The following is a 14,612-nucleotide window of genomic DNA, read 5'->3' on the forward strand; positions in this document are numbered from 1 at the left end:
AGGAGGCAGAAGAGTGGAGGAGGCGATCGCGCCTCTCAACTAGACGAGTTTTTTTTAGGAGTAAAGAAGAGATAGGGTAGTGGGGGCGATCGCTATTACACTTGTGTAAGCCCTGCCACCATCGATTCAGTTAATAGAGATTTATAAAAATTTTGCTAATATATCTAAGAATTTAGGCTGTAAATGTTTAACAGCTATGCCTTCAGTATATTAGCCAATTCTAGCTAATCGTTATAATCTATGTAACTGAAGGGGAGATTAATTATGAAAATTAAAACGATAGAATATTATAACAAAGCCTTGGACTGGCGCTTAAATACAGTTGATTTTACTAATAGCTTTTCTAACCTCACCTTACTTGTTGGTGTATCAGGAGTTGGCAAAACTCAAATTATTAAGTCAATATTAAACTTAAAAGATATAGCCAATGGTGAATCTTTGAATGGGGTGCAATGGGATATTACATTTGAAACTCTTGAGCGGGTTGAATTTCGATGGAAAGGGGAATTTGAAAGCAAAGGATTGGCTGGAGGGATTCTTGATGGGAATGATGAAGAACCTAAAATTAGAATTATAAATGAGTATTTATATAAGCAGGGCAATGAACTTGCTAAAAGAAACAACGATAAAATAGAATTTAAAAATCAAATGACTCCGAAGTTGTCACCGTTTAAAAGTTTAGTCGATATACTAAGTGAAGAAGAAGACATTGCTCCCATAAAGGAGGGTTTTGATAAAATAGTTCAGTTAGATCCGGAGAAAAGAATATACACAGCTACCACTGCATTTTTAAACCAATTTGAAAACTCTTCTTTGGAAACTATACAAAAAATTAATCAACCAGACTTAATCAAATTGGCATTAGTTTATAAATATTTTCCAGGTGTATTCCAAAAAATCAAAAAGCGCTTTATAAATGATATATTTACACAGGTTGAAGATATCAAAGTAGAACCAGAAAAGCGGGAAGATTTACCAATTAGCTTTAAAAATTTATTGAATGAGTTTCTTTCCCTTAAGATTAAAGAAAAAGGTGTTGATAAATGGATTAGTCAACCTAATATTTCTTCAGGAATGTTTAAAACTTTAATGCAGATTAGCGAATTATACTTAGCCCCTGAAGGAAGCGTAATTCTTATTGATGAATTTGAGAATAGTTTAGGTGTTAACTGTATTGATGTTTTGACTGAAGATTTGTTGGGGCAAAATAGAAATCTGCAATTTATCATAACCAGCCATCACCCTTACATTATTAATAATATTGGGATGGAACACTGGAAAATAGTTACTCGTAGAGGCGGTGTAGTAACGGTAAAAGATGCTAAGGATTTTAACCTGGGCAAATCTAGACATCAAGCTTTTATTCAACTACTAAATCTTGAAGCTTACAGCGAAGGAATAGCAGTTGAATGAATCTGTATTTTCTTGTAGAAGGAAGAAGAACTGAGAAAAAAGTTTATCCAGCTTGGTTAGGGCATCTTTTACCAGAACTACAGCGAGTTGATGCCTACGCGCTGGTGAATGTGAAAAACTATTACCTGATAAGTGGCGAAGGGTATCCTTCCCTTATTTATGATTTCATTCCCAGAGCAATTGAAGAAATCAATTTAAGTGGAAAGTATAACTATTTTGTGGTATGTCTTGATGCAGAAGAAAATACTGTTGCAGATATCAGAAATGAAATTGATGAATTTATAAGAAAAGAAAGCTTTGAATTGGGAAAGACAAAGTTTTTTATCATCGTTCAAAACCGATGCTTAGAAACCTGGTTACTGGGTAATCGAAAGATTTACTCAAAAAATCCTCAAAACCAACCGTTGTTGGATTATATCCGTTATTATGATGTTTCAGTCGATGATCCTGAATTTATGGGCAAATATAATGAATTTAATACCCATGCTCAGTTTCATGGGGCTTATTTGAAAGCGCTATTTGAGGGAAAAAATATCACATATAACAAAAGAAACCCAGGCGAGGTCTTGAAACCATACTACTTGAATGAATTAAAAGCAAGAATTAAAGCTCAACCACCGCAATTGAATACATTCAAAAGTTTTATAAATTTTTGTGACATGATTAAAGCAGAATTGCCAAAATAAACAACGCGATCGCATCCTTCCCCGCATCACAAGAATTGCACGTAAGCGTTGCGGCTGCGCCAGCAGCATCGCTATTTGACATAGAAGCAAGTAGATTTGCTATCTGAGTGCTTGGTAGAATTGTTGATAGATTGGCAATCTGTCGCTTTAAGGCTGGAGCTGTATAGAATTTAAAAAGTAGCTTCAGCCTCTTGATTGGCACCTTGAAAGCTTATAGCAAGAGTGGTAGACTTTTCCCAATCTCTAATTTGCTCAAAACTGTTAATATCAGCAGCAAAGTGAGTCAATCTTAAAAGTTGCAGTAATCACCTATCGATCAGCCGCTGGTAGTTGCAAGGAACTCTCGCATATATTGAGTGACTAGTTGCGGTTTCTCTTGCTGCACCCAATGGCTAGAGTCGGGGATGTATTTAATCGTAAAGTCTTTGACATACGCTTGGGTTCCGTAAGTCAGTTCTTTACCAAGTGCAGTATCTTTCTCCCCCCAAATCATTAGAGTAGGAACCTGGAGAATACTCCAATCTTGATTGAGCATTCTCTGCTGAAAAAGATTGCGATAATAGTTCAGGCTGGCTGTCAGGACACCGGGTTTTGCCGCAGCTTGTTTATAGGCATCCAGATCGGCTTTTGTGAAGGCATTCTTATCAACAGCCATACCCGTGAAAGCCGTTTCGATGGATTGGTAATCGAAGGATTGTAAGAGAAATTCTGGTAGCCACGGTAGCTGAAAAAAGAAAATATAGGAACTGCGTAAGAGTTGTTGGGGATTACGCATATTTTCGGCAAATTTGGCAGGGTGAGGCAGATTTAGCACAATCAACTTGTCCACCATTGTGGGGTATGCGTAGGCAAAATTCCAAGCGATCGCGCCCCCCCAGTCATGACCCACCAGAACGCAGCTAGAGTATCCGAGTCCCTTAATTACCCCTTCAACATCTTTAATAAATTCATCCATCACATAAGCCGATTGGTCTGCTGGCTTATCGCTGTCGTTATAACCGCGCAAGTCGAGGGCGACGACTTTATAATCTTTGGCAAATTCGGGTATTAGATGCCGCCAGGAGTACCAAAATTCAGGGAACCCATGCAGCATCAGCATCAAAGGGCCTTCTCCCTGCGTGACGTAGTGCAGCTTAATTCCGTTGCTGGTGATATACTCGTGCTTCCAAGAACCCTCTAGCACAGACATAGATACTCCTTTGCCGTTTTAGTCATGGGATCGGCGATTCATTGCCACTGCGGACACTCTTCAGGTTAACGAATCAACAGCAGAAGACGGCAGCTTCGGAAGATATAGTTCATCAGCACTCGGTTGATCTTGCCGACGCCGATTGATTAACTGCCTTAGCACTTGCACTAAGATTCTCGGCTGAAAAAACGCGGTGGGTGGTTTCAGCAGGTGCATCACTTCTATGAAAACTTTGAACGCTACGGGACTGTCAATCGTGATTAATCTCACACGATCCAGATACAAATGCATAAATCGGGTCTTGAGATCGGGTTGACCGCCCTCGGTCGTAGACCAGCGGAAATCCTCGCCGGTTGCCATCAGCCAAGGTATATGATTCACTTTAGCCAGTTGCTTTTGAAAACGCCGCGTTAAACCCGTTAAATCGTCCTGAGACTGACGCTGAAATTGCTCTTTCAAGCACTCCTCCAGAGTTAACGCAGCGATCGCCGCCGCAGTCATGCCTTGACCGTAGATAGGATTGAAGGAACAGACGGCATCACCTAAGACGACAAAGTTTTCTGGCAATCTGGATTGTTCGTAGTGACGCAGGCGGTTTTCTGTCCCGCGATGACAGTAGATGGGTGAAATCGGTTGGGCGTGTTTGACCACTTCGTAGAGAATGGGCGATCGCAAGCTGCGGGCAAATTCCAAAAAGCCAGCTTCGTCGCTGGGTGGATAATCTCGACCTACGCCAGCCAGGGTGAGAACAAAAGCATCGCCCTCACAGGGATAAAGCAGCCCACCGCGAGAGTTTTCCCCTGGTTTAGACCACAGCACGATTGATTTCCAATCGCTTTGGAGATCGGCTGGGCGCTGATACCAACGGCTGGCGTAGCCTAAAAACGAGTTAATGACTGTCTCCTGAGGCGGCGTGTAACCTAATGCCTTTAACCACTCAGGGGTTTTGGAATTCCGTCCAGTTGCATCCACGACCAGATCGGCTGGTAGAGAGGCGAAATTCCGCGTCTCTACATCTGCGGCGCTAGTGTTTTGCGGGTGGTTGTGAAATTGCACCTGCACGCCCGTCACTTTCGTTTTGCTGGCGTCAGACAACAACTCGGTTACTTGGGATTCTTCCAGAATGCGTATGTTGCTGTAAGCAGCCAGTCGGCGGCGAATCGTCCATTCCAGCAGGTTCCGACTACAGGCATGAGTCACAAGTCCGGAGGGAAAGCGGGGTGCCCAACCGCCAAAATCTAGCATGGGACAGTCTAACGTCCAGTCCAAAGTAGTTGCGCCAGCAGCCACTAATTCAGCACCCAATCCAGGAAACATTTGCTCTAAAATCTGCTGACCCCGCACTAGCAGAACGTGGGCTTGGTAGGCTTGGGGGACGCCTCGGCGCGTCTCCAGTTTGTCTGGGATGCGATCGCGTTCAATAATCGTCACTTGGTCAAAGCGGTCGGCAAGCACACGCGCTGCTAGTAGCCCAGCCATACTGCCACCGATGACAATGGCTTGTCTATTGCTGCCAACAGCCAGTTGGGGAGTTACGGACATAGACGACATTTTGTAGGAGTTTTTTGGGCAATTTAGATATATCAGGACTTACGCACTCAAAGCTTGAAACCTAGATCCCCCCTAACCCCCCGATAAATTGGGGGGAACCGGAAAAGTCCCCCAATTTATCGGGGGATGCCAGGGGTATCTCTACCACTGAGGCTTTGCCGCCATTAATGTCTCCACGGCTGCAACATCCAGGGGGCGGGAGAAAAAGTAACCTTGTCCATACTCGCATTGCAGCGTTCTGAGTTGGGCAAGTTGCTCATGGGTTTCTACTCCTTCTGCAACCACATCCAAACCCAAGTTGTGAGCAAGTGTGACAATGGTACGAACAATCTCCGAATTCTCGCTATCACTGCTCATTCTACCGACGAAGGAACGGTCAATTTTCAACGTATCAATTGGAAATCGGTGCAGATAACTTAAAGATGAATAACCCGTGCCGAAGTCATCAATATATAACTGGACGCCTAGTTTTTTCAATTGTAAGAGGGTAGCGATCGCAGATTCAGCATTTTCCATCACGGCGCTTTCGGTGATTTCCAACCGCAAACAGCCACCATCTAAACCTGTTTCCTCTAGAATTTGATGGATTGCTTGAGCTAGATGAGGTTGCGTAAACTGTTTGCTAGAAAGATTCACGCTCATCGTCAATTGTCCTTGGTCATTTGCCCTTGGTTCTTCTAATGACGAATCTTGCCATGCCCGCATCTGACGGCAAGCTTCCCTTAAGACCCACCAACCTAGGGAAAAGATCAGTCCAGTTTCTTCTGCCATTGGAATAAACTCAGCTGGGGAAATCAAACCCCGCGCTGGATGCTGCCAGCGCACCAGCGCCTCAAATCCGGTAATTCGACCTGTAGAAAGCGACACAATTGGCTGATAGTGAAGTAAAAACTCCTGGCGATTGACAGCCTGCCGCAAGTCAGTTTCTAACTGCAAAAGTGCCACAGCGCGAGTGTGCATCGTCATGTCGAATACCTCATGACGCGCTCTACCCAATGCCTTAGCGCGATACATGGCAATATCAGCATCGCGCAGCAGGTCTTCCGGCTGGTGATAACCTGTTGTACTCAAAGCAATGCCAATACTGGTGGTGGTAAATACCTTTTGTCCGTTGAGATTGAACGGTAAAGTTAGTTCATTTTGAATTTGGTTGGCAAGGCGGGTGGCGTCACTGACATCTTTAATATTTTCTACAAGAATGGTGAACTCGTCTCCCCCAAGACGGGCAACCGTATCTCCAGGACGCAGACACGTCTGGAGCTTGCGAGCGATTTCGACAAGTAGTTGATCGCCGATTGTATGCCCAAGGCTATCGTTGACGACCTTAAAGCGATCGAGATCCAGAAATAGTACGGCAAACAAGTAATCCTGACGCCGTTGTGTCAGCTCAACCAAATGTCCGAGTCGATCCATGAACAAGGCGCGGTTTGATAAGCCTGTCAGCTTATCGTGAAAGGCATCGTGGATTAATTGCTCCTCTGCGCGTTTGCGCTCGCTAATATCTGTGGCAACTCCTAAAACTTGCCGGCTTTTTCCATCTGGCGATACCAGAGACTTCTTAGTTGTTTGAAACCATCGCACCTTGCCTGTAGAGTCAGTGAGGGTTTCCTCAGAAATGATTTTTTCCGTTGCTACTGTCATCACTTCTCTGTCATCACAGAGAAACTGTTCTACTTCCCCAGGATTCGGATTGAAATCTGCATCGGTCTTGCCAAGCAAATTTTCCACGGTTGTTCCATAAATATTTGCTAATGCTTTGTTAACCAGAGTAAATTTCCCATCCCAGTCTTTGACAAAAATTAAATTTGGGGTGGCGTCAATCACATTGCGAAGAAACTCTTGTTGTACCCTAAGTGCTTCTTCAGCTTGCTTGCGATGGGTAATATCTCGGCTCACGGCGAGAAGACACGGCTGATTGTCAAAGTCAATAATTTCTGCTGAGAGCAATCCCACACGCGCCTCACCTGACTTGATCAGGAAGGTAAATTCTATGTTGCGAACAGTTCCCTGCTCCTGCAATATCTGCCTCATGCGATCGCGCTGCTCTACATTTGCCCAAATCTTCAGCTCAACTGTGGTGCGACCGATGATTTCTTCGCGGGTATAACCAGTAATGCTTAGCAAAGTATCGTTGATTTCAACAAGGCGTCCCTCTGCAAGCGTACTGATAGTAATTGCGTCAGGGCTGGAACGGAAGGCTTTAAAGAATCTCTCTTCTGATGCCCGCCGCGCCGCTTCTGCTCGCTGGCGCTCCTCGATTTCAGCTTGCAATGTCTGATTCGCTTTTTCTAGCTCTTGCGTTCGTTCCCAAACCCGCATTTCTAGCTCTTCGTGCGCTTTCTGAAGTGCGGTTTCTGTCCGCAGGCGCTCGATGGCAATTCCTGCCAAGTTTGTTGCTATTTCAATCAGTTGTAAATCATAAGAATTAGGCGTGCAAGGTTGGGAGCCGTACATTGCAAAAGTACCCAACACCTTGCCATCCGAATTCAGAATCGGTGTAGACCAACAAGCTTGGAGTTTGTTGCTCAACGCTAACTCGCGGTAATCTTCCCACAACGGATCGATAGCAATATCTGAGACAATTACAGGTTCCTTCCAATAAGCAGCTGTCCCGCAAGAGGCAACACGCGGTCCAATCTCTACCCCATCAAGAGCGCGATTATAGTTTTCTGGAAGGCTAGGCGCTGCGCCATAGTGCAGATTAATTCTGTTTTCATCCAGAAGTAGAATCGAACAGAGCATTTTACTGGAATGTTTTTCAATATTGCGGCATAAAACGTTGAGGACGCTGTTGAGGGAGTCGCCTCTGGCAATCATTTCCAGTACACGCTTCTGACTGCTTAATAGAGTTTCTGCTTGCAAGCGTTCAGCGATCGCTTGTCGCATATTTGCTAAATTATGCCTGAGTTCGAGTTGCGCCACCACCTGACGACTCAGTGTTAAGAGTGCTTCTTGCTGCTCAGGCTTGAGTTGGCGCGGCACATAGTCAATTACGCACAGCGTTCCCAGCGCATAACCGGCGGGTGTGATTAAAGGCGCACCTGCATAAAAGCGGATATTAGGATCGGAAGCTACCAAAGGGTTCGTTGCAAACCGTTCGTCGGCTGTTAAATCGGGGACAACAAACAAATCGGTTTGCAGAATGGTATGAGCGCAAAAGGCGATATCTCGCGGTGTTTCTGATACCTCCACACCGACTTTCGACTTGAACCACTGCCGATGCGTATCGACAAAGCTGACCAGCGCAATAGGTGTTCCGCAAATATGTGCAGCCACCTGAGTTAGATCGTCGAAAGCCTGTTCGGGAGCAGTATCAAGAATCTCATACTGCCAGAGGGCTTTTAGCCTTGCTGCTTCATTGCTTGTTATAGGCACTTTCACCCGTAATACTTCTCCAGATTCGATACTTGCGACATTTTCTCTGACACTAGCTTTGGTTATTCTTTTGGATATAGCTTCAAATATACCTATCCGGCTCAGGTTTACCATATTCTGTTTTCCTCAGCTAGGTTGGTTGTAATTATGTTCGCAATCTTTACTTCTACTTTAAGATAGGTAGCCTTCTCCGGATCTAAATCACAAAAAATTCCTTTTTCTGTCACAAATTACCTTAATAAGTTTTTAACCTGATTACTTTCTAGACGTAGAAAGCAAATCTGTATACGAAATTACAAATATTATTTATTAAACTAATCTATTTACAACTTTAATCGATAGAAAAAATGCCTACCCTTTAAATTTTATTCGTTTTATATGGAACAAATGCAAAATTTAGCAACCGGGAAACTACGGATATTCTCTTGTTTCCAGCAGAGATTTTCCTGCTTTTTCTAAATTTTATCAAGATTTCTACGGAGCCAAAAATAGGGCAGATTACTTCACTAACGCAGGCTGGCGACTGGTCTGGTGAATGGGAATCTCAATCGCAAACTCTGCCCCAAGTCCTGCTGTGGAAATGCATTTTAATTGACCGCCGTGTTTTTCCACAATCTGATAACTAATAGATAACCCCAGTCCTGTGCCTTTGCCGATGCTTTTTGTGGTAAAAAACGGATCGAACACTCGTTGCTGCACCTCTTGGCTCATGCCAGAACCGTTATCTACAATGTGGATCGCTACCTGATTGGTGTTTAGCATTTGAGTGTGAATCCGAATCGTAGGTAATTGTTTATCGGTACTTTCTTCTCCATGATTCATAACCCATGACCCATTCCCGATTGCCTCTTCGAGGGCATCAATCGCATTACCGAGAATATTCATAAACACTTGGTTGAGCTGACCTGGGTAGCACTCGACTAGCGGCAACTTGCCATATTCTTTGAACAGCTGAATGCCTGAAGTGCCTCCGACTTGTTTCAAGCGATGCTGCAAAATCAGCAAAGTATTTTCAATTCCCTCATGAATATCAACGACTTTCATTTCCGCTTCATCCAGTCGAGAGAAGTTACGCAGCGACAAGACAATTTGGCGGATGCGTTCTGCCCCCACCTTGATCGACGCCAGCAGCTTCGGGAGGTCTTTCTTGATAAAACGGAAGTCGCCCATCTCCACATGAGCTTGAATTTCAGGGACGGGATTGGGATAGTGTTTCTCGTAGAGGGACAGCAGGTTGAGCAGTTCCTGAGTATAGTCGCTGGTGTGGGTGAGATTGCCGTAGATGAAGTTGACTGGGTTATTAATTTCGTGAGCAACTCCGGCGACTAATTGCCCCAGACTGGACATTTTTTCACTCTGAACGAGTTTAGCTTGGGTTTGTTGAAGTTCTCGAAAAGCTTGTTCTAGCTGGTTTGTTTGTTGTCTCAATTGCGCTTCCGATTGCCGTAAAGCTTCCTCGGCAGCTTTACGTTCGGTAATGTCGGTAATCATTCCTAAGACACCGATGTATTGCCCTGCTTGATCGAAGATGGGATTGGTCGCCACAATCGCCCACAAGTCACAGCCATCTTTACGGCTGAATTTAAAGTCGTGCTGTTCTTTAATTCCTTGGCGGCGACGTTCTATTTGCGCGATCGCGATCGCCTGACCTTCCTCATCCATGAATGCAAATAAAGTCTGACCTAACATCTCAGGGATGGTATAGCCTAGCATTTCGGCCATCTGATTGTTCGCAAAAGATGTATTGCCTGCGGCGTCGAGAACCCAGATTCCCTCAGTTGTGGTTTCGACAATGCGACGATATTGCGCTTCGCTTTCCCGTAATGCCGCTTCTGTCTGCTGGCGTTCGGCAATTTCCTGTTGTAACAAGATGTTGGCAGATTGTAGCGCCGCAGTCCTTTCTTCGACTCGTCTTTCTAACTCTAATGTGAGTTTTCGCAGTTCTTCCTCAGCGGCTTGGCGCTCGGCAATTTCATTTTCTAGTGTATTGTTGGCAGTTTCCAGTAGCGCTGGACTAGGAATTGCAAGTGCTTGAGGAATCAAGGGCATTAGCACCAACGCCGTATACACAGAAATCGCAGCAGTAAAAGCTTTCAACAATCCTGATAGCCAATAATACGGATGCCACAGCGTTGCCACCTCTGCGATATGAGTCGTACCGCACGCAACGATGAATGTTCCAAACAATAGGAATATCCCGTAAAAAGGCATATCTCGCCTTTTGTAGACGAAATATACCAACATGATTGGAATTGAGTAATAAGCCAGTGCGATCAGAACATCGGATGTGATGTGCAGCCACACTAATCCTGGCTTCCACAAGTAACAATGCCCGTGGGGAATAAAGTCTTTTGACAAAAAATTTTGCACAAATTTTAACATCAAGATTTATTGCCGTAATAGTTTTTACTTTTAATATTCAATTTGTATCTTATTTTGGAATATTTCATACAGCACTTTTGAAGCTAGTGAGGTACGAGGATCGCCTAAAACCTTTGATTTTGGAAGCTTGACTGTACCTCATCCAGAAAGAAAACGCTGTATATTTGTTGATTTTCATGAAATAGGTAACATTTTCATTATAATTTGTGCAAACGCTCGACTTTGACTATTCAGTTGTTTCTCAGCAAATTCCGAGAAATTACGGATAACTGGTTGGTCATTTAGACAGCAAATATTAGTTTGTTTTTAGGCAGAAGACTTTTTGACTAGAAGTATTTGTCGTTCCCTCTTCTGAGATAACACTGGCTGGAGATACTGTCTACTGTATAATTTCGGATCTTTTACCACTTTGCCAGCGATCGCCTCAGTAGATAAGAAGCAATCGATGAAAATCAATGTAAAATAGCGGCTGGTCTAGAATCGGGTTTTCTGCAAAAAAAGAGGTTGAAAAGCCGCTAAAATCATCACTGTGCCGCTGGGTTACGAGGGAAAGCGCGTGGAATATCAATTACAAGTAGAACGGGTAGTAGAGACGCTTAAAAAGGATTTACCGACGCTTTTTGAGAAAGATATTTCCTACGACATTTATACGCAGGATATCTACTTTGAAGATCCAGTTAATAAATTTAAATGGAAAATCAACTATCGCATTATCTTTTGGACGCTGCGATTTCACGCTCAGCTATTTTTTACAGAAATCTTTTTCGATCTTCATGATGTGTATCAGACAGATGAAGACACGATTAGGGCGAATTGGACTGTGCGCGGTGTCTTGCGCCTTCCCTGGAAAGCTCGCCTATTTTTCAATGGCTACTCTACGTATAAACTCAATAAAGACGGTTTAATTTACAATCACATCGATACATGGGATCGCAAACCAAGCGAGATTTTGAAGCAGTTTATAAAAAAGGGAGGAAATATCTAAACTCAAATTCAGTTGAATGTCTTGTCTTGATTATAGTAAACGTTTTTAGCAAAACAATTTCCTGAATTTATGAAGCTTGAACGAGAGAAGCAATTGTCTTTTCTGCCTCTACTTTAGACAGAGAATTACTTGAATAAATCGTAATCTCAAACGTGGTTCCTACTCCAACTTCACTGTCCACTGCTATTTTGCCACCGTGCAAATCCACACAATTTTTGACGATAGAAAGTCCTAATCCAGTACCCGGAATCGTCCCTACATTATCAGCTCGATGAAAAGATTCAAATAATCGCGCTCTGGCTTCGGGAGGAATGCCGATTCCTCGATCTCGGATGCGGAAAAGTGCCGTTCCTTGTTCGCAAACTAAGTCAAACTGAATATTGCCGCCTTTCGGGGAATACTTGATGGCATTTGAAAGTAAATTAGTGAAAATTTGCCGAAGCAACTTTTCATCCATACAAAAATGGGTATTCTGACCTTGACAAGCGAAAGCGATCGCGTGTTGCTTGCTAGTTGTTACTTGTATATCTTCCACCAATTCGCAGCAGAATCTTTCTAAATCTAAAGGTGCTGGATTAAACTGGAGCTTCTTGGCTTCTGCTTTACCAATAAACAACACATCATCTAAGAGATGAGTCATGTTTTTGGCAGCTGCTTGAATGCGAGCAAAATATTCGCATTTTTTCTCTTCTGTTGCTTGATGTGGGAAACGTTCTAGCAATCTGGCAGACAAAATGATGATGCTCAACGGGGTGCGGAATTCGTGGGATACGGTGGTAACAAAGCGAGAACGGAGTTCGCAGAGTTCCCGTTCTTTTTCTATGGCATTGCGAATTTCGGCATCGGCTCGTTTCCGCTCGGTGATATCCTCAACCATGCCTAATTCATAGAGGATTTCTCCAATTTCATTTCGGATTACTGTTGCCGTTAACTTCACCCAGCAAATTTCTTGGTTTTTCTTGATATAACGTTTCTCAAGTTGATAGCTGTCTATGTCTCCCTGAATTACTTGCTTGAGATAAGGCGTTTCCATTTCCAAATCTTCGGGATGGTTAATATCTAAAAGGTTGAGGGTTATCAGTTCTGACTGCGTGTAACCCAAAATTTCACAAAAGGCTCGATTTACCATGAAAAACCGACAGTCAGGTTTTCTCACTAAGGTGATACCGATGGGAGCATCATCAAAAATTCGGCGGAATCTTTCTTCGCTCTCGCGCCGTGCTGCTTCTGCACGTCGCAAGAGCGCAGCGTGTCGCAGGCTTTCGCTAATTTCATCCCGGAGTTGCTCGTTTACCTGCTGTAATTCTGCTGTACGCTCTTCTACTCTCTGTTCTAGTTCTTCGTTGGCTTCTTTTAGGGCGGCGGCTGCCCACTTTCGACTGGTAATATCTCTGACAGTGCTGAGGATTGCATCCACACTGGCGTCTGGATTATGGATGGGGGTGATAATGTACTCGTAGTGCCTGAAACCCTCGACGGTGGGAAGGTAAGCTTCGCCATTCATGGGTTGTCCGGTGGAAAATACTGCCTGATGGTGAGCCTCAATTGACTCCATATTTTCCGGTTGCAAGCCTAGTTCTCGCCATGTCTTCCCCACCATGTCGCTACGCTGGAACCCTAGTGCCTTTGCACCTGCAAGGCTAGCATAGGCATATTTTCCAGCTCTATCGATTAGATAAATATGGTCTGGAGAAGCTGAGAGAATTTGGTCGAGGCTTTTTGCTTGTTGCTCAACTTGGGCGGTGAGTTGTTGTAGTTCTAACTCTGCGGCTTTATGCTCGGTGATGTCTTTGGCAACTGCATAGTAGCATCCATTTTGATGCGGTAACGTTCTCCAAGACAGCCATCGATAGCTGCCATCCTTGCAGAGATAGCGATTTTCAAAATGGGCGATCGCATTGTCAGTAGATTGTTCGTATGCTGTTATTGCATCCACATCATCTGGATGGACAAACTCAATCCAAGGGCGCAACATCAATTCTTCCAGCGTCCAGCCCAAAACTCTCTCCCAGGCGGGGTTGAGTTTCTGGAAGTACCTGTCTTGTCCGCAAATGCATAAAAGATCGAGGGACAGGTTAAAAAATGCGTTGAGTTCGGACTCTGCTTTAGCCAGCTGCTCAGTTAATTCGCTTGGATGCTTGGAATTGTCCACAGTAGTCCTCTTGGATATTTACTCCCCGGTTAGCTGTTATTAGTATTCCCATCGCTTCCTACTAATGATGCAGAGTATTCGTCCCAATTCTTACAAAATTTTGTATTTTATTTTTAAAACACCAATTTATGTATTTACTCGGAAGCGATCGCAGATTCTCTGCCACTTCCTAGGTTTGAGGAGCTGGAGCGTTGCGGCATACGCTGAGTAGGTAAGTGTAAATCTCCAATAAACCGGGTTTTTTTAGGAACTGAGGTGATATCTATCCGCGATTTTACGTTGATTTCTACGGGATGCTTCGCTGCTGGGTTGTTGCATCGGAAGAAGTGCGATCGCTATTACTCCAACGTGCCCGTTTGGTAGCAGTCGTGGCGGCTATTTTTGTTTCCATGACCTACGTCGCCGGATAGATGCGGGCTGTGGGAACTGTGTTCAGCCGCTTCCTACAAGTGGATGTAAGCACTGGCGCGATCGTTGGTATGGTGATTGTCGGTTTTTTCTCCGTTTTGAGGGGAATGAAAGGGATTACCTGGATTCAGGTGGCACAGTACGGCGTGTTGATTATTGCCTACGTGTCACCACCCTGCTGCACGAAATGGGGCACCTAGCAGGCTTTATCGACGGCTACTCTACTTTCGACAGCCACATCCAAACCATCAACGGTTCTCAACTGTTTGTCAGCGACAACTTCACCGCTACCCTCACCCCCGACAATAGTCACCTCGACTCCAAACTCTATCCCTACGACCTAATGGGACTTAAACTAAAATCAAAAGTCAATGGAAGTATAATACTGTAATAACAGACATTTCACGTTGAGGTTTGAGGGATGAAAGAGACAACTCCCGCCGCTATGCCCCCTTGCTTTGACAGATGGTG

At 44.2% G+C, this 14,612-nt stretch carries 9 protein-coding genes and 1 pseudogene; 5 read left to right on the forward strand and 5 right to left on the reverse strand.

The annotated features are described in order from the left end of the window. Positions 1–264 precede the first annotated feature (264 nt). Entirely contained in the window at positions 265–1,413 is a 1,149-nt protein-coding gene (locus AC2VDX_RS15500; protein WP_378183301.1) for an AAA family ATPase, read from the forward strand. After that, positions 1,410–2,099 (forward strand): hypothetical protein, encoded by a 690-nt coding sequence (locus AC2VDX_RS15505; protein WP_378183305.1) that lies wholly within the window; start codon positions 1,410–1,412, stop codon positions 2,097–2,099. Before AC2VDX_RS15500 ends, AC2VDX_RS15505 begins: the two co-directional genes overlap by 4 nt. A 316-nt stretch (positions 2,100–2,415) precedes the next feature. On the opposite strand, the gene AC2VDX_RS15510 is transcribed toward AC2VDX_RS15505, so the two are convergent. The 4 genes from AC2VDX_RS15510 to AC2VDX_RS15525 form a co-directional block, all read right to left on the reverse strand. Then, positions 2,416–3,288, reverse strand: coding sequence for an alpha/beta fold hydrolase (locus AC2VDX_RS15510; protein WP_378183308.1), 873 nt, complete (start codon positions 3,286–3,288; stop codon positions 2,416–2,418). A gap of 60 nt (positions 3,289–3,348) precedes the next feature. Next, complete coding sequence (locus AC2VDX_RS15515; protein ID WP_378183311.1) at positions 3,349–4,830, reverse strand: FAD-dependent oxidoreductase; 1,482 nt, start codon at positions 4,828–4,830, stop codon at positions 3,349–3,351. Positions 4,831–4,980: 150 nt separating this feature from the next. Beyond that, a complete protein-coding gene (locus AC2VDX_RS15520; protein WP_378183314.1) occupies positions 4,981–8,328 on the reverse strand; it encodes a sensor domain-containing phosphodiesterase in 3,348 nt (1,115 codons plus the stop codon). A gap of 384 nt (positions 8,329–8,712) precedes the next feature. Then, positions 8,713–10,596: a sensor histidine kinase gene (locus AC2VDX_RS15525; RefSeq protein WP_486928197.1), complete on the reverse strand. Its 1,884-nt coding sequence runs from the start codon at positions 10,594–10,596 to the stop codon at positions 8,713–8,715. Between the two features lie 556 nt (positions 10,597–11,152). On the opposite strand from AC2VDX_RS15525, the gene AC2VDX_RS15530 reads away from it, so the two are divergent. Beyond that, on the forward strand, positions 11,153–11,581 hold the full coding sequence (locus AC2VDX_RS15530) for a C6orf136 family protein (protein ID WP_378183320.1): 429 nt from the start codon (positions 11,153–11,155) through the stop codon (positions 11,579–11,581). Between the two features lie 67 nt (positions 11,582–11,648). On the opposite strand, the gene AC2VDX_RS15535 is transcribed toward AC2VDX_RS15530, so the two are convergent. Beyond that, complete coding sequence (locus AC2VDX_RS15535) at positions 11,649–13,733, reverse strand: PAS domain S-box protein (protein ID WP_378183323.1); 2,085 nt, start codon at positions 13,731–13,733, stop codon at positions 11,649–11,651. Positions 13,734–14,063: 330 nt separating this feature from the next. On the opposite strand from AC2VDX_RS15535, the pseudogene AC2VDX_RS15540 reads away from it, so the two are divergent. Together AC2VDX_RS15540 and AC2VDX_RS15545 are read left to right on the forward strand one after the other, a co-directional pair. Continuing rightward, positions 14,064–14,314: pseudogene (locus AC2VDX_RS15540) on the forward strand (cation acetate symporter); the annotation flags it as partial. Between the two features lie 14 nt (positions 14,315–14,328). Further along, complete coding sequence (locus tag AC2VDX_RS15545; protein ID WP_378183326.1) at positions 14,329–14,532, forward strand: hypothetical protein; 204 nt, start codon at positions 14,329–14,331, stop codon at positions 14,530–14,532. Positions 14,533–14,612 lie beyond the last annotated feature (80 nt).

The organism is Coleofasciculus sp. H7-1 (assembly GCF_057473865.1).

What these genes read in the sequence shown, in the direction of transcription:
- AC2VDX_RS15525 (WP_486928197.1), bottom strand. Translation starts at nt 10,596, where the DNA reads ATGTTAAAATTTGTGCAAAATTTTTTGTCAAAAGACTTTATTCCCCAC.
- AC2VDX_RS15515 (WP_378183311.1), bottom strand. Translation starts at nt 4,830, where the DNA reads ATGTCCGTAACTCCCCAACTGGCTGTTGGCAGCAATAGACAAGCCATT.
- AC2VDX_RS15500 (WP_378183301.1), top strand. Translation starts at nt 265, where the DNA reads ATGAAAATTAAAACGATAGAATATTATAACAAAGCCTTGGACTGGCGC.
- AC2VDX_RS15510 (WP_378183308.1), bottom strand. Translation starts at nt 3,288, where the DNA reads ATGTCTGTGCTAGAGGGTTCTTGGAAGCACGAGTATATCACCAGCAAC.
- AC2VDX_RS15505 (WP_378183305.1), top strand. Translation starts at nt 1,410, where the DNA reads ATGAATCTGTATTTTCTTGTAGAAGGAAGAAGAACTGAGAAAAAAGTT.
- AC2VDX_RS15520 (WP_378183314.1), bottom strand. Translation starts at nt 8,328, where the DNA reads ATGGTAAACCTGAGCCGGATAGGTATATTTGAAGCTATATCCAAAAGA.
- AC2VDX_RS15545 (WP_378183326.1), top strand. Translation starts at nt 14,329, where the DNA reads ATGGGGCACCTAGCAGGCTTTATCGACGGCTACTCTACTTTCGACAGC.